Raw genomic sequence first — 16508 nt, 5'->3', positions numbered from 1 at the left:
GTGAAAAACTCGTTCAACTCTTTAGTCGGTTGAAATCGTTTATCTGCCTAGCGCTCAGCTCTATCCCTGAGCCCTACTTGGCCTTAAGCTGCGCGGGCCAACACACGGCTGGCACGAAAGTACGGAGACACTGCCCATGCGAATTTTATTGGTTGAAGACAACCGCGATATTCTGGCCAATCTGGCCGATTATCTGGGGCTCAAAGGTTACACCGTGGACTGCGCGCAGGACGGCTTGTCGGGCCTGCACCTGGCTGCCACCGAGCACTACGACCTGATCGTGCTCGACATCATGCTGCCTGGCATCGATGGCTACACCTTGTGCAAGCGCCTGCGCGAAGATGCGCGCCGCGATACGCCGGTGATCATGCTCACCGCCCGCGATCAGTTGGATGACCGCCTGCAGGGCTTCAAGTCCGGGGCCGATGACTACTTGCTCAAACCGTTCGCCCTGTCGGAACTGGCCGCGCGCATCGAAGCCGTGCTGCGCCGCGCCCACGGCGGCGGGCGCCGTGCCCTGCAGGTGGCCGACCTGCATTACGACCTCGATACCCTGGAAGTCACCCGCGAAGGGCGCCTGCTCAAGCTCAACCCGGTGGGCCTGAAGCTGCTGGCGGTGTTGATGCAGAAAAGTCCCCATGTGCTGCGTCGGGAAATTCTCGAAGAAGCCCTATGGGGGGATGATTGCCCCGACAGTGACAGCCTGCGCAGTCACGTCCACCAGTTGCGCCAAGTGATCGATAAACCTTTCGCCAAGCCATTGCTGCAAACGGTACACGGTGTGGGTTACCGCCTGGCCGAGGGTCGTGATGGAGTTTAAGCAAAGCCTTGCCCAGCGGATCATCATCGCCTTTGCCTTGATGAGCGCATTGGTGGCGGGCGCCTTCGCGATGGGGATCATCGCGACGGTGCATCTGGTGGAAGAGAAGCTGATTTCGGCAGGGTTGGGCGGCGACTTGCAGCGCCTGCTGCTGATGGACAGCGTCGAGGACTGGAGCCACCGACCCGAGCCGGACCAGCTGTTCTATTTCAGCGGCGGGCGCGGGGATTTCGAGCTGCCCAAGGACCTGCGGCACCTGGAACCGGGTTTTCATGAAGTGTTCCGCGAGGCGTTGTCGTACCACGCCATGGTCGAAGTGGTCGATGGTCGGCGTTACGTGCTGCTGCAAGATCAGAGCGATTTCGAAGAGCGTGAGCGCGTGCTGTTCGCGGTGGTGCTGGTGGGCTTCGTGCTCAGCCTGGCGCTGGCGGTCTTCCTCGGCTGGGTGCTGGCCCGCAAGGTGATGGCACCGGTGGTGCGCCTGGCGCGCCAGGTGCGTCATCGTGACCAGTTGCTCGGCCTGGCGCCGCCCCTGGCACCGGATTACGCCGCCGATGAAGTGGGCGAGCTGGCTGTGGCCTTCGACGCCACATTGGGCCGTCTGCGCCAGGCGCTGTCCCGCGAGCAGTTGTTTACCAGTGATGTGAGCCACGAATTGCGCACGCCGTTGATGGTATTGGCCAGTTCCTGCGAGCTGCTGCTGGAAAACCCGGCCATCGACGAGCGTGGGCGCAACCAGGTGCTGCGCATCGCCAGGGCCTGCGAAGAAATGCGTGAACTGGTGCAGACCTTCCTGATGCTGGCACGCGCCCAACACAACGACGCCACCATGTCCCCCCGGGTAACCCTCACCCAGGTGGCGGATGATTTGCTCGGCCTCTGGCGTGAGCCGATCGAGCAAAAAGGCCTGCAACTGATCTACCAGCCGGGCAACCCCCTGGATACGCGCTATAACACCACCTTCCTGCATGCGGTGATGGGCAATCTGCTGCGTAATGCACTGCATTACACCGAGCAGGGCTTTATCCGGCTCACCCTGGAACCGAGTGGTTTTGTGGTGGAAGACTCCGGCGTCGGCATTCCTGAAGACAAGCGCGAAGCCATGTTCGAGCCCTTCGTGCGCGGCAGCGAAAAACGCGGTGAGGGCCTTGGCCTGGGGCTGTCGCTGGTGCAGCGGATCTGCGAGAACCAAGGCTGGAGCGTCAGCCTGAGCACCATGGAACCCAATGGTTGCCGCTTTCATGTCCAGTTGAACCAAGTCAAACCCTGACTTGCCGTGCTACCGCTATGCTGGCAACGATCAGTGTAATTCGTCGAAGATGGCCCTGTGCCATCAATCGTGTCGGTAAAGTCTTGAAATGTATGAGTCTGGACAGGACAAGTTTTTCACAACGAGTTGACCTATTGATCACAGTTTGCAACCTAAGGTCGTAGGCATCAGTAAACGGAGACGTAAGATGCCTACCCCGATCAAGCTCGAATTTTCCGATAAGTACGACGAAGAGCATGCACAGAATTATTTGCTCAAACATCAGGATAATTTAGCTCGCCGGCTGTCCCACAAACGTGACGAGCAGTTGGCGCGCGGTGCGCTGGCCATGGCCGGTGAACCTGGCCTGGTCTTGGACTTGCCTTGCGGGGCGGGGCGTTTCTGGCCGTTGCTGGCGGAAAAACCCAACCGGGTGATCATCGGCGCCGATAATTCGGAGTCGATGTTGAAGGTCGCGATGGTCGCCCAGCCAGCGGATGTGGTCAAACGGGTACGCCCTTTGCAGACATCCGCCTTTGATATCGATTTGCCTGATAACGCGGTCGACAGCATCTTCTGCATGCGCCTGATGCACCACATTGGTGAGCCTGAGCACCGCTTGGCGATATTGCAGGAGTTTCATCGTGTTACCCGCGACAGCGTGATCATCTCGCTGTGGGTGGATGGCAACTTCAAGGCCTGGAAACGCAAGCGTGCTGAAGTAAAACGTCGTAGGAAAGGTGAGCAGGAAGGTTACCAAAACCGGTTCGTGTTACCGGCTGCTACTGTCGAGGCAGAGTTTGAGCAGGCCGGTTTCCGAGTTCAGGAGTCCCTGGACTTTATTCCGTTCTACGCCATGTGGCGGGTATACGTATTGCGCAAGAGGTAACAGGATGGCAGTTGAGTGCGTAGCAGGCAGTCATGTAGCTCCCGAAGAGCGATTTGAGTATTTCTGGCGCCAGCAGGGCGAGTGGGTCGAAGAGCCTAATCGTCGGCGTGGCGGTGAAAGTGGCGTGCAGCGTGTGATGGGCCCCACCGGGCGTTTGCTCTACAGCAAACGTCAGACCGGGCATATCTACCGCAGTTTGCTGCATCCGTTTGGGCGCCCGACGGTGTTGCGCGAACGGGATGCTCTCAAAGGCCTGCGCGCGCTGAATGTACGGGTACCGGAGATGGTGTTCTGCGAGGCGCGTCGTGATCCGCAACACCAATGGAAAGCATTGTTGGTGACGGCTTCGCTGGACGGTTTCGACGAAATCGAAAAATGGTACGCCGCCGGTGGCCGTGAACAGTACGGCGAAGCGGTACACGAGCGTGTACTCAAAGAGGTGGCGGCGACATTGGCGCGCATGCACAAAGGTCGCTGGCAACACGGTTGCTTGTACATCAAGCATATCTTTGTGCGCGTCACGGGTGAGCCCGACTCGGCCAACGTGGAAGTCGCGCTGCTGGACTTCGAGAAATGCCGCCAGCGCCTGACCGCTTATCGAGCCGCCTCCCATGACATGCTGCAACTGCGCCGCCATTCGTCGTGGAGCGATGGCGACTGGGCAAAACTCAGCTACTTTTACGAGACGGCGTTTGGCAGCGCTATCAAGGGTTTAACCAAATGAAGCTAGAAATAGCTCGAGGTCTGTTTCTGGTCGGGGCGTTGGGCATTGCTGCCCTGGCCCTGGCTGCATGGGAACAGCCTCGGACACAGGTCCTCAGTGCGGTGCAAGGCAGCGGGCAATGCCTGCTGCCGCGCATCGCCAAGGCGAGTGCGACGGTCAAGCCCGATCATGACCTGCTGTTGTTCATGTTCGGGATGTCTCGAGGGATGGGGCCACAAAGTTGAAACGATCGAAACCACCCAAAAAGGGCCTTGTGAAACGAGGCCCTTTTTTTTCGCCGGCGATTTGGCCGTCGGGCGCAGCGTTGGCCGAGCCTGACCGTCAGACCAGATGCAGATGGTTATCCCAAAGCCCGGCCGGCAATTCCAACGGTGTTGCGCTCAGCTGTGCCTGGCGGCAGTCATAGAACCGGCAGCGCCCCTGGCCGGAGGTCACGACAAACCCATCCGCCACCGCACCCACGCCCGCACAGTCCGGCAACGGCCCATCCAGGCGCAGCTCGCCACTGTCCATGTGCCAGATAAACAAGCGGTTACCGCGCGGTGCGGTCAACGCGACCAGGCGCAATTCGCTGTGTACCGCGACGCTGGCGGTGTAGTGCGCCATCGCCTGTAGCTGCTCGTCGGCCACTGCAAACGCCATGAATGGCTGCCCCGGCCGCTTGATCGCGAGCAACTCGGAGCGCTCCTGGGACGGCCCCATGAACTGCTGCCCGGTAAGGATGGTGCCATCGCTGGCGATGCCCATATGGCGCACGCTGTTCATCTGCTGGCCGAGGGTTTCCTTGCTGATCAGGCTGCCGTCGCGTTGCATCAGCACCAGGCTCGGTTCCATGGCGTTGAGGTTCATTTCCACGCGGCTTTCGGCTTCGGTGCGGATGCCGCCGTTGGCCACCACCAGGGTTTCGCCGTCGGGCATCCACGCCACCTGGTGCGGGCCGATGCCATGGGTGGAAATCTCGCCGCTGTGCACCAGCCGTTCGCCTTCGAACCGGTACACCCCGAGCAGGCCACGGCCCGGATCGGAGGTGTCGTTTTCGGTGGCGTACAGCCAGTCGCCACTTTTATGGATTACCGCGTGGCCATAGAAGTGGCGGTTTGCATTCGCGGTGATGGTTTGCAGCAGCGCGCCATCACGCAGGTCGATCAGGTAACTCTCGGTGCCTGGGCGACGGGCGACAAACAGCGCGATCGGCAGCGTCGGGTGGTTGATGATGTCGTGGCAGCGCTGGCCGACCTGGGTGGCGAACACCCGCTGGCCGTCCAGGCGATAACCGACAGCATAGTGTTTGCCGTCTGCATCATCCCGCGCCGACAGCAGCAGCGGGCCCTTGTCTTTCTGCTTGAACAACGTCCAGCCGCCCAGCGTGAGTGCGCCGAGCAACGCGCTGCCAATGGCCAAAGCCTGTCGCCTGAGCATCATCAGTCACCGTCGTTGGCGTTGAAGCCCAGTTGGATGCCCAGCGCCTTGGCCAGCTCGCCTTCGTGCAGGCGGTGGACGACGTTGAGACTGTCGTAGAGATCGTTGAGCTGCTGGCGTCCGGCGTCATCGGCGAGCAATTCGTTGAGGGTGCGCTGGTTGCTGGCGAACAGTTTCAGGGACGCGGCATAGGCGGCGTCGATCTTCTCGGCCAGGGCCTTTTGATCGGCCGGCAACAAGCCACGCAGGCCTTTGTTGTCGACGCCGACCCACACGGTCTGGGCCGCGGCAAGGCTGGCTTCCAGGCTTCGCAGGGACGACTGGCTGCGCCATGCATCGGCCTGGAACGGCTGCGGGATGCCCTTGGTCTGGCGGCCCATCGGCGTGCCGAGTTTTTTCTTCAGGGTGTCCAGTGCGGTCACTTGTACGCGCAGCAGGTCGGCAATGGCCTCGTGGGAATCAGCGTAGCGCTGGTTGGGAAACTTGCTCATCTGCGCGAGCATGCCGTCGGTGCTGTTCCAACTGGCCAGGATCTCTTCGGCCAGGGCTTTCTGGCGCTCGCCGATGGCCGTCAGCAGCGGGCAGTAGCGGGCTTTCTGCGCGGCGTCGGCGATATCGGTCTTGGCGTCGTAGAGGATGTATTCATAGGCCGACAGGCCTTGCACCACCACGCTGGATTTGGCCAGGGCGGCCGCATCGATCTGCGGCTGGGCGGCGACCAGTTGCTCGACCTGACGACCCACCAGGTTTTTCTTGTCCGGCCAGAACTGCACCTGCCACGAACGGTTACCCTCGGCCAGCGGGCCGATCAGCAGCGGTTGCAGTTCGGCCCAGGCTTTTTGGGCGTGAAGGAAGTCGGCGCGAGCGGTGTCCAGGCTTTCCTTGCCCTGGCAGTACGCCAGGGCGCTGACGGCCAGTTGACGGTCGGCTTCCACCCAGCGGCTGTAGGTCGGCAAGATCACTTGCTTGGCGATGGCGGCCGAGGTCACCGCTTGCGGGTCTTGCGGCGAGCAGGCACCGAGCGCGAGGGCGGCCAGGCTGGTGAACAACAACTTGGGACGGAACATGTCGAGCTCCCTTCTGTAAGTGGGGCGAAGCTTATAAAGAGTTCAGGAACGCCAGCAGTGCAGCGCGCTGCTCGGCATTGAAGGACAACACATGCTGCTGCGCCGCTTGTGCTTCACCGCCGTGCCAGAGCACGGCTTCCAGCAGGTTGCGGGCGCGGCCGTCATGCAAGAACTGGGTGTGGCCACTGACGGTTTGCGTCAGGCCGATGCCCCACAACGGCGACGTGCGCCAGTCGCGGCCACTGGCCTTGAATTCGGTGCGGTGGTCGGCCAGGCCGTCGCCCATGTCATGCAACAGCAGGTCGCTGTAGGGGCGAATCACCTGGTTGGCCAGTTCAGGTTCGGCAGCATTGGCCGCCGTGGTGAACGACGGCGTGTGACACCCCTGGCAACCGGCCTGGTAGAACAGGTTCTTCCCGGCCAGCACCTGTGGTGCGTCGACGTCGCGGCGCACGGGCACCGCCAGGTTGCGGGTATAGAACAGCACCAGGCGCAGGATGTTATCGCTGACTTCCGGCTCGCCATCGGGGCCATTGCCGTTGGGCGCCTGTTTGCAGGCGACCTGGGCGTCGGTGCAGTCATCGAACGGTCTCAGCGACGTGGTGAGGCCCATATCCCCCGAAAACGCGTGAACGTTCTGTTGATTGAGGTTGGGTTGCCCGGCTTTCCAGCCGAAGCGTCCGAGCACGGTTTTTTGCCGGGCGTCATCCCAGACCCAGTTCGCGCGGCCGACGATGGCGTCTTTGTCGGCGGTCTTCGGGTCGGTGTTGCGCAAGATATCCGCGTCGGCAATCGCTTCGAGCAGGCCCAGGCCGATCATCGGCGGGGCGATGCGTGCGGAGAAGCGCGTGTCCGGGTGCATCGGGCCGTAACCGAGTTGGGTGATCTGCAGGTTGGGCTTGCGCAGTTCGACGACGCTGCCGTCCGTGAACGTGACGTTGACCGGCGTGTAGTCGACCCGCACCTTGCCCTCCGGCGTCACGCCGGGTACGGCCATGTCCTGCAACTGCCCGCCGTAGACCGGCTCGGGCACTACGCCGAGTTGCTCGATGAGCTTGGCATATGGCGGCGCATCCGGGATCGACAGGCGCACCAGCATCGACACGGCGTTCTGCGCGTCGGCCAGCGGCGGGTGGCCACGGCCGTCCTTGATATGGCAGTTCTGGCAGGCATTGGTGTTGAACAGCGGCCCCAGGCCGTCGCGCGCGGTGGTGGTGGAAGGCGCGATCACCCAGGGGCTGCGAAAGAAACTGTTGCCGACGCTGAAATCCAGGCGGCGGGTTGGCGACAGGTTGGCCGAGGGCAGGGAAAAGGCGTTCTGGCCGTGTTTGTTCACCGTCGTTGCCCCGCCGGCCCGCGCTTCCCCCGGCTCAGCCTGGGTAAACCGGGGGGCGTCGTCGCAGGCAACCAGGCTCATGGCCATCAGTCCTGCAGACAGGCGAAGAAGCGAACGGAGCATCGAGTTTCCTGAGCAAAGGCGGAAAATAAGGTCGCAAAGTCTAACAGGGCGGGGCGGTTTGAATAAGAGCAATTATCGTTTGATGGCATCCCGGTCCATTCCCGCTAGAATGACCGCACATTTTTTTCTGGAGGTGGCCAATGCAGGCTCTCGACGCTTTGCTCAACCGTGTTTCCGTGCCGCGCCTGCTGGAACCGGCACCGACCCAGGAGCAGCGTGATGTGCTGTTCGCCGCGGCCATGCGTGCGCCCGACCACGGCCAGTTGCGTCCTTGGCGGTTCCTCACCGTGGAAGGCGCGGCCCGTGAGCAGATGGGCACGTTGCTGGTCGAAGCCGCCCGCCTGCAAGACCCCGACGCGCCGCAGGCCGTCCTCGACAAGGCCCAGAACGGCCCGTTGCGCGCGCCGCTGGTCGTAGTGGTGATTGCCCGCCTGCAGGAACACTTCAAGGTGCCGAAATCCGAGCAGTTGCTGGCGGCGGCTTGTGCCGCCCATGGCATCCTGCTGGCGGCCTACGCCCAGGGGATTGGCGCGGTGTGGCGCACCGGGGACTTGTCCTACTCGGCCCATGTGGCCAAGGGGCTGGGACTGAAAGAGGGCGAGGAAGTCATTGGCTTCCTCTACCTGGGCACCCCGCAGAACCCGCCGCGTACCGCGCCGAAAGAGGATGTAGCGGCGTTTGTCACGGCCTGGACCGGCCTGTAGGAGCGAGCTTGCTCGCGAAAAACTCAAGGACACCGCGTTCATCCAGGATGCACGCGTGATCGTTGACGTTCTTCGCGAGCAAGCTCGCTCCTACAGCGAAAAACTCAAGGACACCGCGTTCATCCAGGATGCACGCGTGATCGTTGACGTTCTTCGCGAGCAAGCTCGCTCCTACAGTGTTGTTTACACCCTGAACTGGTCCATCAACGTCATCTGTTGAGTCGCCAGTGCATTGAGTTGGCTGCTGATTGCCGCCGATTCCGTGGCCTGGCCGGTGAGGGTTTCGGTCACGGTGCGGATCGCCGACACATTGCGGTTGACCTCTTCGGCCACTGCGCTCTGTTGTTCGGCGGCGCTGGCGATCTGCAGGTTCATGTCGCTGATCACCGTCACCGCGTCGCTGATCTTGCCCAACGCCTGCACGGCCTGATGGATCTGTCCGGCATTGCTCTGGGCCTGCTGTTGGCTCGAATGCATGGTCGCCACCACGCCACGGGTGCCGCTCTGGATGCGTTCGATCACCTGGCGGATTTCCTCCACCGAATCCTGGGTGCGCTTGGCCAGGTTGCGTACTTCGTCGGCCACTACCGCAAACCCGCGCCCGCTTTCCCCGGCGCGTGCCGCTTCGATGGCAGCGTTGAGCGCCAGCAGGTTGGTCTGCTCGGCAATGCTGCGAATCACTTCCAGCACTGAACCGATCTGCTCGCTGTTGACGGCCAGTGCTTCGACTTCGCTTACGGCCTTGCTGACTTCGTCGGCGAGGGTGGTGATATCGCGGGTGCTCTGCTCGATGATCGACATGCCTTCGCGTGCCGACTGATCGGCCCCGCGCGCCGCGCTGGCGGCGTTGGAGGCGCTGTTGGCGACGTCATGGGCGGTGGCGCTCATTTCATTGGACGCCGTGGCCACCTGGTCGATCTCGCGGAACTGCACCTGCATGCCTTCGCTGGTCTGGCGTGCAATGGCCGAAGACTGGTCCGCCGTGCCACGGGCTTCGCTGATGCTTTGCTTGATCTGCGCGATGGTCGGTTGCAGCTTGTCGAGGAAACGGTTGAACCAGGTCACCAGTTCGCCCAGCTCGTCTTTCTTGGAGTAGGCCAGGCGCTGGGTGAGGTCGCCGTCGCCGCTGGCGATGTCCTTGAGCATGGCGGCCACGCTGTTGATCGGCCGGGTCACGCCGGTGGCGGTCAGCCAGACCAGCAGCAGGCCGAGCAATGCGGCGACGGCCGCGACCAGCAAGGCCTTGAGCGTGCCGCTGGCCTGGGCCTTGTCGAGTACGGCTTGCAGCTTGACGTTGTCGGCCAGCAGTACCGCCTTGGGCAGCTTGATCACTATGCCCCAGGACTTGGCGTCGGCAAGCGGTTTGACCGGGTACACCGCGCGGATGGTGTTGTCCTGTTCGAGAATCGTGCGGTTGTCGCTGCCCAGCAGTTGCACGATCTCTTTGCCTTCGGCGCCCAGGGTGTCGATCAGGTTCTTGCCGACCTTGGCCGGTTCGCCACTGTAGGCGGCGATCAAACCGGTGCTGGAGAGAATCTCCAACTGCGCCATACCGTTGAACAGGTCTTTCTGCGCGGCATCGGTGCTGGCTTGCAAGGCATTGAGGGCAATGTCGACGCCCAGGACGCCGATGAGTTTGCCGTCCACCAGCAACGGCAGGGCGATGGTGGTCATCAGTACAAGCTTGCCGCCCACCGTGTCTTCATACGGGTCCAGCAGGCAAGCGCGACGGGTGTCCCGTGGGCAGGTGTACCAGATGTTGTAGGGGGTGCCGTTGAGGTTGAGGGTGGTTTTATTCAGGTCCTCTTCGACCATGATGGTGTTCAAGCCTTCGCCGCCGGCGCGGCTCCAGTAGCTGGAGAAACGGCCTTTATCGTTGGAGACACGCGCCTTGTCGTCGACAAACTCACTGTCCTTGCCATCCAGCGCATTGGGTTCGAACGACATCCAGATCCCCAGCACCTTGCTGTTGCGTTCAAACGCGGTTTTCAGGCTCTGGTTGAGTTCTTCACGCAGCGCGCCGGGTTCGAGGGAGCGCTTGGCGGCCAGGGTGCGCAGGTCTTTGACCTGGTCGGCGAGGGCGGTCAGCGCCACCAGGCTGTCGCCGAAGGTTCGCTGCAGTTGTACCGCCTGTTCGGCAGCCTTGGCTTGCAGCAGTTGTTGCACACTGTCGGTGAGCATCCGTGAGCTTGAGTCGCTGACCAGCGCATTGTTCTGCGCGGTATTGTAAATATTCATGCCGACCACCAGCGCAATCACTCCCAGCAGGCAGAGGCCGGACAGCAGCACGATTTTCAAGCGGATGGAGAGGGTATCGAACATAGGTTCACTCACGGATGGGCTTGTTGGTATGCGAGCCGGGCCAAGTCCATTCGGCGCCTTATCCGGAGCATCGGCGTAGCCAGGGGTTTCATGAGAGGGAGGCGATGAACGGTAGGAAAACGCCTACATCCCGCGTTATACGGGGCGTGCAAGCCGTTCCGGGCGGGACCATATCCACAGGTTGCCCAGGCTCATTCCGGCGATGGTCAGGTAGATCGGCCAGCCGTGATCGAGCGTCAGCAGCATCAGTAGGGCACAGAGCAGCATGCTGACGGTGGCGCTGATTTTGGCGCGGCGCGCAATGATCTTGCCGTTGCGCCAGTTGAACAGGATCGGCCCGAACAGGCGGTGGTTTTCCAGCCAGGCGCTGAGGCGCGGCGAGCTTTTGGTGGCGGCCCAGGCAGCCAGCAGGATGAATTCGGTGGTGGGCAAACCCGGCACGACAATCGCCACCAACCCGATACCCAGGCTGACGTAGGCCAGCAGGCCGAAGAGGAGCCGGGCGATTCTCGAGGTGGATGGGGATTTGCCGGTCATGGGTGTGTGCAAGTCGGGGAAAACAATTATTCAGCTTGGCATGAGATCCAAGTGTGGGGGGGCGTGTCAGCCACCACTTTCATGGCTGACCCATCCCTATCGGGAGCAAGTCGAAACGTCGCACCGCCCCTCCCACCGAATACGCATTTCAATCGAATATCAGGCCAGCTCAGGGGCGGTAGCGTATGCCTGTTCGAGCAACACCGTGAAGCGCATAAACGCATTGAGCGCACCTTTTTCCACATCGGCTTCTTCTTCGGCGCTGAATTCCAGGCCGTCGAGGGTGCGGGTGAAGCGCTTCCAGCCGTCGGCGCGGCCGCCGGCCGGCTCGCCGAGGTGGCGGGCGCCGAAGGTTTCGCTCAGGCCCAGGGCCACGGCGCGCTTGATCAGGAACGCCGCGCCCAGCTTGGAGCCTTCGGAGACGAACAACCAGCCCAGGGCTTCGGCTTGGTTCGGGTTCTGCACGGCGCCGGGGACGGCGGCCGGCACGTCAGTGTCCAGGTCGGCCAGGTCCAGTCTGGCGGCGTCGGCGCGGCAGCGCTCGGCCAGGTCGGGGACGATCTTGATCAGCGCGGCATCGTTGTACAGCGCCACCAGTTCCGATTGGAACAGGTACTGCGCCACCACGAAGCGCGCGAAGTTGGGCTGGGTTTCAAACGGCGCGTGCGCCTTGACCAGCGCATCGAGCCGGGTGTGCGGCTCGCTGGTGATCTGGTTCAGGCGCTGGGAGCGCAGGCTTGGGCGTTCTGCGGAAGGCGAAGCGGTCATGACAAAGTCCTTGTGAAGGGAGCGCCGTGTTGCCCTGAGGCATGGCTGGGCGGTTAGTAACTAGACGAACAAGAAGACGCGGCACAGTAAAAAATCCTCACCTCGCCGGTGATTGATTCCGGCGAGGCGAGGCGGATTGATCAGATGTCCCAGATCACATTGATCGCAAAGTTGCGACCGGGCTGGGTCAGGCGGTCGAGGTTGGCCGGGCCGGTGACACCGGCTTCGCCGACGCTGTCGTAGCTGCGCACGTCATCCCAGTTCCAGTACTTCTTGTCGGTCAGGTTGTAGAGGCCGGCGTTGAGGGTCACGTCGTGGGTGACTTTATAGAAGCCGGTCAGGTCGAGGATGCCGAAGCCTGGGGTCTTGAACGGGCCGTTGGCGCTGTCGCCGTCGGGCGCGAAGAAGGTCTTGCTGTCGACACGGTCTTGTTTCTTCACCAGGGTCCAGCTCAGCAGGCCACCGTAGTTGTCCTGTTCGTAACCCAGACCGAATACGCCTTTGAGTGGGTTGACGCTGTTCAGCGGCTCGCCGCTGTCGTCGTTGCGCCCGTAGGCGTAGGCAATCGACCCCTGGGTATACAGGCCCTGAGGCGCCCCGAAGGCGTCGAGGTTCAAGCGGCCCTTGGCTTCCGCACCCTTGATGGTTGCGCGCTTGATATTGACGGCCTGGAACTGTTCGACGGTGCCGCCGACGACCGCGTTGTCTTCGTCGATAAAGTCGCGGTACTTGTTGTAAAACACCGCGATGTCGAAGGAGCCTGCGGCGAACTTGCCGCGAATCCCGGTTTCGATGCCTTTGCTGGTTTCCGGCTTGAGGTCGGGGTTGGGCTCGACGGTGTAGCCCAGGTTCAGGTTTTCGAAGCGTCCGTACAGCGCCTTGGCCGAGGGGGTGCGGAAGCCTTCGGCGTATTGGCCAAACAGGGTGTAGTGATCGGTCAGGGCATACGTCAGGCCAAACTTGGGGGTGACACGGTGCCAGGTTTTTTCCTTGTCGCTCACCGGGTATTGGCCGGTTGGGTTGACGGTACTGAGGAACGCTTGAGTCAGCTTGGGTTTGAGCTGGGTGTAGTCATAACGCAGGCTGGGCAGGAAGGTCCATTTGTCCCAGGCGATCTGGTCCTGGGCAAACAACGAATAGGTGTTGATGGTCGGGTCGGGGAAGTCGCTGGCCTTCTTCACGCTGTCGCTGGCCGTTGGGCTGGGCGCGCCAATGGCTGTGCAACCGGCGCCGACGGCAAGGCAAGTGGCCGCGCCCTCGCGGGAGCCGGTGACTTTCTGCTGCTTGAGCGTGGTGCCGTAGGTCACTTGGTGATCGGTTTCGCCGAGGCTGAATGCCTTGTCCAGCTGGGCATCGAATACCCACTGTTTTTCTTCATAAAGCGTGTCGCGGGTGCGCAATACCCGACGGCCGGCCTGGTAGATTTCTGCGGTGCTCTGGTCGGTCTTGGCGATCTGGTAATTGAGACTGGTCTTGATGCGATCGGTCACGGGCGAGTCGAGGGCGAAGGTGTTTTCCAGGCCGAAACGTTCGCGGGTGATGGTGTCGTTGCCTCGGCGATCACGGTAGAGATTGAAACCTTGACCACCGACGAACGGGCCACCCACGGCATTCTTCAGGTTGACGTCGCGATCGTCCTTGTACTTCTCGTAAGTCAGGCCCAGACGGTTGTCATCGCCATAGTTCCAGCCCAGTTTGGCCAACACGTTGGTGGTGCGCGCCTCCTCGGGGTTGGCGCCGGTGCGGGCCAGGCCGGTGGCATTGTTGCCGTCGTAGGCTTCGGTTTCATGGCCGTTGCGCTGGCTCAGGTGCAGCAAACCGTCGACGTCCTGTACGCGACCGGCGACGGTGGCGGAGGTCAGCCAGCTCTCGTCGGCGGAGCTGTAGCCGGTCTTGAGGCGGGCGCCGACGTCCTGGCCGGGCTTGATGATGTCGTCCGGGTCGAGGGTGAAATAGCTCACCGCGCCGCCGATGGCGCTGCTGCCGTACAGGGCCGACGCCGGGCCGCGCAGGATTTCCACGCGCTTGACGATTTCCGGGTCGACGTAGTTGCGACGGGTCTTGGCGTAGGGGCCGTTGAAGAAGTTGTCCGGCACTTCCACGCCATCGACCTGGGTGAGGATGCGGTCGCCGTCGATACCGCGAATGTTGTAGCCCGCATTGCCGGCACGGGTGCCGGCGCCACCGACCGAGACGCCGGGCTCGTAACGCACCAGCTCGCGGATCGTGTTGACGTTCTGGCGGTCCAGCGTTTGGCGATCATGCACGCTGACGGTGTTCGGTACGCTGTTGACGTCCTGCTCGTTACGGGTGGCGCTGATGGTCACCTGTTGCAGGTTGAGGACACCGCCGGCAGCGCGCTTTTCCAGGACGATGTTGCTGTTGCCGAGTTTGCGGTAGCCCAGGTTGGTCCCCACCAACAAGCGCTCCAGGGCTTTTTCCGGCGACAGCGCACCGCGCACGCCAGGGGACGACACGCCCTGGCCCAGCTCCGCCGGCAGGCCGACTTGCCAGCCGGTCACGGCGGTGAAGGCATTGAGTGCCGAAACCAGTGGCTGCTGTTCGATGCTGAAGCTGTAGTTGCCGTGGCTGCGGGCGGTCGGTTCGGCGGCGGCGACCGTCAGCGGGGTACCGGCCAGCAGGAGGGCGGCGGTCAGCAAGGACAGCACGGGTGAAGAAGACCGGCGATTGAAACGAGAGGACATCGAGAGCGCTCCGGAAGTACGAGTCTTATAGTTGCGCACTGGTTCAAATAGGAATCAGTTGCATTGGCTAAGACGAGACGTACAGCCGAGGTCTATCGAGTAAAAATAATTCTCATTTAGTTCAGGATCACCAAGGCCGGGTATTCAGAGAGCTTGGCCGAGGTGATGTGGGCCAGGGAACGCACTACGTCCAACGGTTGGTCGAGGCGGTAGTTGCCGGTGACGGCGACGCTGGCGAGTTGGTCGTTGGTGTTGACGATCCAGCCGGGGTAGTAGCGGCGCAATTCGGCGAGCACTTCGCTCATCGGGCGGTTTTCGAAGATCAGCCGGCCCTGGACCCAGGCCAGGTCCTTGTTGGCGTCGAGCCTGGCGGGTTGACCGAAGCCGTTGGGACCGATGCGGATGCTTTGCCCGGCGCTCAGGCGCACGCGGGCATCGTCGAAGGTGTTGCTCAGGTCGACGTCGCCGCGCTGCACCTGCACCTGCGCTTCGCCGTTGAGGTAGCGCACGGCGAATGCGGTGTCGCGCACGCTGGCGCGCACCGGGCCGGCCTCGACTTCCAGGGGCAGGCCGCGGTTGGGCGTTACCTCGAAAAACGCTTCGCCTTGGTAGAGGCGGGCGATGCGCTGGTGATCCCGGGTGGTGCTGGAGAATGCCGAATCGGTGTTCAACAGGACGTTCGAGCCCTCATCCAATTGCAGGCGCTGGCGCTCACCCACCACGGTGAGGTGGTCGGCTTGCAGACGTACCGGCAGGTTGCTGAAGCTGAACAGCCCGAGCATCAACACGGCGGCGGTGGCCAGTGGTTTCCAATGCGGTTTGATACGGCGCCAGGCCCCGGGTTTGCGCGGTGCGGCCAGCGCGACGGCGGCGCTGTGGACGGGCGCCCCGCCCCAGGCGGCCTGGGCTTTGCCGAAGGCACGGACGCGTGCCGGATCGCCGGCCAGCCAGGCTTCGAACGCGGCCTGCTGCCCGGGTTGCGGGCACTGCAAGGCGATCAGCCAGTCGAGGGCCTGGTCCATCGCCGGGTCTTGCAACACCTCATGAGCCAGCGCGTGGGGGCGCAGTTTATTCGGGTCGGTCACGGTGTGCCTCGGGTCTTCGCCACGTTCTATTTATCTTTCCTACAGCCTGGGTCGACATTTCTGTCGGGTGAAGCTTAAGGCTGATCCAGCCGTTCGGCCACACCTACACAGATGGCCATGATCAATTTCAGTTCCTTTTGCACCGTGCTCAAGGACACTTCCAATTGATCGGCAATCTCCTGGTAACTGCAACCGTGCAGGCGGCTGAGGATGAAAATCCGTTGCTGGCGGGCACTCAATTGGCCGAGGCTGATGCTCAGGTGCTCAAGCAGTTGCTCGGCCTGGGTCGCGTCTTCGGGCGTGCTGATGGGGGCGGCGACGCTTTGCAGGACGTCCAGCGGGACATCTTCCTGCAGTGTGCGCGCCTGTATCCTGCGGGAACGCAAGTGATCCAGCGCGAGGTTGCGCGCGGTCTGGTAGACGAAGGGTTCGAGGTGATCGATCGGCCGCTCGCCCAGGGCCCGGGTCACGCGCAGGTAGGTTTCCTGCAACAGGTCCTCGGCGGTGCTGTGGTTGTTCACCATCCGCTGCAAGGTGCGTAGCAGAATCACCCGTTGGGTGAGAAAGACTTGGTTGAAGCGAGATTGGCTCACAGCGATACCGGACCGATTTGTAGTTAATGATAATGCGTATCATCAGCACAAATGGCAAGTGGCTGTTTCTCTAGGCCTCTACCGATCAAATGTGGGAGGGGCTTGCTCCCGATTACGGAATGTCAGTCAACACATGCATGACTGATACACCGCCATCGGGAGCAAGT

The 16508-nt window shown here is 62.2% G+C and carries 16 protein-coding genes; 7 read left to right on the top strand and 9 right to left on the bottom strand.

What is annotated here, in order from left to right; translation table 11 throughout:
* Positions 1-136 precede the first annotated feature (136 nt).
* The 5 genes from colR to LQ249_RS25160 all read left to right on the top strand — a co-directional run bounded on the left by colR (position 137) and on the right by LQ249_RS25160 (position 3906).
* Positions 137-820 carry a two-component system response regulator ColR gene (colR, locus tag LQ249_RS25180; protein ID WP_046382217.1) on the top strand — a complete coding sequence of 228 codons (684 nt, stop codon included), beginning with the start codon at positions 137-139 and terminating at the stop codon, positions 818-820.
* On the top strand, positions 810-2090 hold the full coding sequence (locus LQ249_RS25175; RefSeq protein WP_057004555.1) for a sensor histidine kinase: 1281 nt from the start codon (positions 810-812) through the stop codon (positions 2088-2090). The genes colR and LQ249_RS25175 overlap by 11 nt, the downstream gene beginning before the upstream one ends.
* Positions 2091-2277: 187 nt before the next feature.
* A complete protein-coding gene (locus tag LQ249_RS25170; RefSeq protein WP_057004554.1) occupies positions 2278-2958 on the top strand; it encodes a class I SAM-dependent methyltransferase in 681 nt (226 codons plus the stop codon).
* A gap of 4 nt (positions 2959-2962) precedes the next feature.
* On the top strand, positions 2963-3682 hold the full coding sequence (locus LQ249_RS25165; protein WP_057004553.1) for a lipopolysaccharide kinase InaA family protein: 720 nt from the start codon (positions 2963-2965) through the stop codon (positions 3680-3682).
* Complete coding sequence (locus LQ249_RS25160) at positions 3679-3906, top strand: hypothetical protein (protein ID WP_057004552.1); 228 nt, start codon at positions 3679-3681, stop codon at positions 3904-3906. The genes LQ249_RS25165 and LQ249_RS25160 overlap by 4 nt, the downstream gene beginning before the upstream one ends.
* 97 nt (positions 3907-4003) lie before the next feature.
* Here LQ249_RS25160 and LQ249_RS25155 read toward each other — a convergent pair whose 3' ends face one another.
* Genes LQ249_RS25155 through LQ249_RS25145 form a run of 3 tightly spaced genes read right to left on the bottom strand, consistent with a single transcriptional unit; the run spans position 4004 to position 7627 of the window.
* Positions 4004-5101 carry a DUF1513 domain-containing protein gene (locus LQ249_RS25155; RefSeq protein ID WP_057004551.1) on the bottom strand — a complete coding sequence of 366 codons (1098 nt, stop codon included), beginning with the start codon at positions 5099-5101 and terminating at the stop codon, positions 4004-4006.
* Between the two features lie 2 nt (positions 5102-5103).
* Entirely contained in the window at positions 5104-6168 is a 1065-nt protein-coding gene (locus LQ249_RS25150; RefSeq protein WP_057004550.1) for an imelysin family protein, read from the bottom strand.
* Positions 6169-6199: 31 nt separating this feature from the next.
* Positions 6200-7627, bottom strand: a complete 1428-nt coding sequence (locus tag LQ249_RS25145; RefSeq protein ID WP_126588776.1) for a di-heme oxidoreductase family protein — start codon at positions 7625-7627, stop codon at positions 6200-6202.
* A 140-nt stretch (positions 7628-7767) separates the two neighbouring features.
* Between LQ249_RS25145 and LQ249_RS25140 the strand changes: the two genes are divergently transcribed.
* The gene (locus LQ249_RS25140) at positions 7768-8331 is read left to right on the top strand and encodes an NAD(P)H nitroreductase (RefSeq protein WP_017846101.1); all 564 of its coding nucleotides are present in this window, start codon (positions 7768-7770) and stop codon (positions 8329-8331) included.
* Positions 8306-8551 carry a hypothetical protein gene (locus tag LQ249_RS25135; protein ID WP_232565965.1) on the top strand — a complete coding sequence of 82 codons (246 nt, stop codon included), beginning with the start codon at positions 8306-8308 and terminating at the stop codon, positions 8549-8551. The genes LQ249_RS25140 and LQ249_RS25135 overlap by 26 nt, the downstream gene beginning before the upstream one ends.
* Here the strand turns inward: LQ249_RS25135 and LQ249_RS25130 are convergent.
* The 6 genes from LQ249_RS25130 to LQ249_RS25105 form a co-directional block, all read right to left on the bottom strand.
* Positions 8515-10653: a methyl-accepting chemotaxis protein gene (locus LQ249_RS25130; RefSeq protein ID WP_177029681.1), complete on the bottom strand. Its 2139-nt coding sequence runs from the start codon at positions 10651-10653 to the stop codon at positions 8515-8517. The genes LQ249_RS25135 and LQ249_RS25130 overlap by 37 nt on opposite strands.
* A 135-nt stretch (positions 10654-10788) precedes the next feature.
* Positions 10789-11190, bottom strand: coding sequence for a YbaN family protein (locus tag LQ249_RS25125; RefSeq protein WP_057004547.1), 402 nt, complete (start codon positions 11188-11190; stop codon positions 10789-10791).
* Between the two features lie 159 nt (positions 11191-11349).
* Positions 11350-11958, bottom strand: coding sequence for a biliverdin-producing heme oxygenase (locus LQ249_RS25120; protein WP_128191967.1), 609 nt, complete (start codon positions 11956-11958; stop codon positions 11350-11352).
* Positions 11959-12098: 140 nt separating this feature from the next.
* The gene (locus LQ249_RS25115) at positions 12099-14663 is read right to left on the bottom strand and encodes a TonB-dependent receptor (RefSeq protein WP_232565964.1); all 2565 of its coding nucleotides are present in this window, start codon (positions 14661-14663) and stop codon (positions 12099-12101) included.
* Positions 14664-14779: 116 nt separating this feature from the next.
* The gene (locus tag LQ249_RS25110) at positions 14780-15748 is read right to left on the bottom strand and encodes a FecR family protein (RefSeq protein WP_232565963.1); all 969 of its coding nucleotides are present in this window, start codon (positions 15746-15748) and stop codon (positions 14780-14782) included.
* A 74-nt stretch (positions 15749-15822) separates the two neighbouring features.
* A complete protein-coding gene (locus tag LQ249_RS25105; protein WP_017846095.1) occupies positions 15823-16341 on the bottom strand; it encodes an RNA polymerase sigma factor in 519 nt (172 codons plus the stop codon).
* Positions 16342-16508 lie beyond the last annotated feature (167 nt).

This window comes from Pseudomonas sp. 7-41, assembly GCF_021233075.1.
GTDB lineage: Bacteria > Pseudomonadota > Gammaproteobacteria > Pseudomonadales > Pseudomonadaceae > Aquipseudomonas > Aquipseudomonas veronii.
Note: the sequence above shows the minus strand (reverse complement) of the source record. Positions and strands in the feature narration are given on the sequence as shown.

What these genes read in the sequence shown, in the direction of transcription:
- colR (WP_046382217.1), top strand. Translation starts at nt 137, where the DNA reads ATGCGAATTTTATTGGTTGAAGACAACCGCGATATTCTGGCCAATCTG.
- LQ249_RS25175 (WP_057004555.1), top strand. Translation starts at nt 810, where the DNA reads ATGGAGTTTAAGCAAAGCCTTGCCCAGCGGATCATCATCGCCTTTGCC.
- LQ249_RS25170 (WP_057004554.1), top strand. Translation starts at nt 2,278, where the DNA reads ATGCCTACCCCGATCAAGCTCGAATTTTCCGATAAGTACGACGAAGAG.
- LQ249_RS25165 (WP_057004553.1), top strand. Translation starts at nt 2,963, where the DNA reads ATGGCAGTTGAGTGCGTAGCAGGCAGTCATGTAGCTCCCGAAGAGCGA.
- LQ249_RS25160 (WP_057004552.1), top strand. Translation starts at nt 3,679, where the DNA reads ATGAAGCTAGAAATAGCTCGAGGTCTGTTTCTGGTCGGGGCGTTGGGC.
- LQ249_RS25155 (WP_057004551.1), bottom strand. Translation starts at nt 5,101, where the DNA reads ATGCTCAGGCGACAGGCTTTGGCCATTGGCAGCGCGTTGCTCGGCGCA.
- LQ249_RS25150 (WP_057004550.1), bottom strand. Translation starts at nt 6,168, where the DNA reads ATGTTCCGTCCCAAGTTGTTGTTCACCAGCCTGGCCGCCCTCGCGCTC.
- LQ249_RS25145 (WP_126588776.1), bottom strand. Translation starts at nt 7,627, where the DNA reads ATGCTCCGTTCGCTTCTTCGCCTGTCTGCAGGACTGATGGCCATGAGC.
- LQ249_RS25140 (WP_017846101.1), top strand. Translation starts at nt 7,768, where the DNA reads ATGCAGGCTCTCGACGCTTTGCTCAACCGTGTTTCCGTGCCGCGCCTG.
- LQ249_RS25130 (WP_177029681.1), bottom strand. Translation starts at nt 10,653, where the DNA reads ATGTTCGATACCCTCTCCATCCGCTTGAAAATCGTGCTGCTGTCCGGC.
- LQ249_RS25125 (WP_057004547.1), bottom strand. Translation starts at nt 11,190, where the DNA reads ATGACCGGCAAATCCCCATCCACCTCGAGAATCGCCCGGCTCCTCTTC.
- LQ249_RS25120 (WP_128191967.1), bottom strand. Translation starts at nt 11,958, where the DNA reads ATGACCGCTTCGCCTTCCGCAGAACGCCCAAGCCTGCGCTCCCAGCGC.
- LQ249_RS25115 (WP_232565964.1), bottom strand. Translation starts at nt 14,663, where the DNA reads ATGTCCTCTCGTTTCAATCGCCGGTCTTCTTCACCCGTGCTGTCCTTG.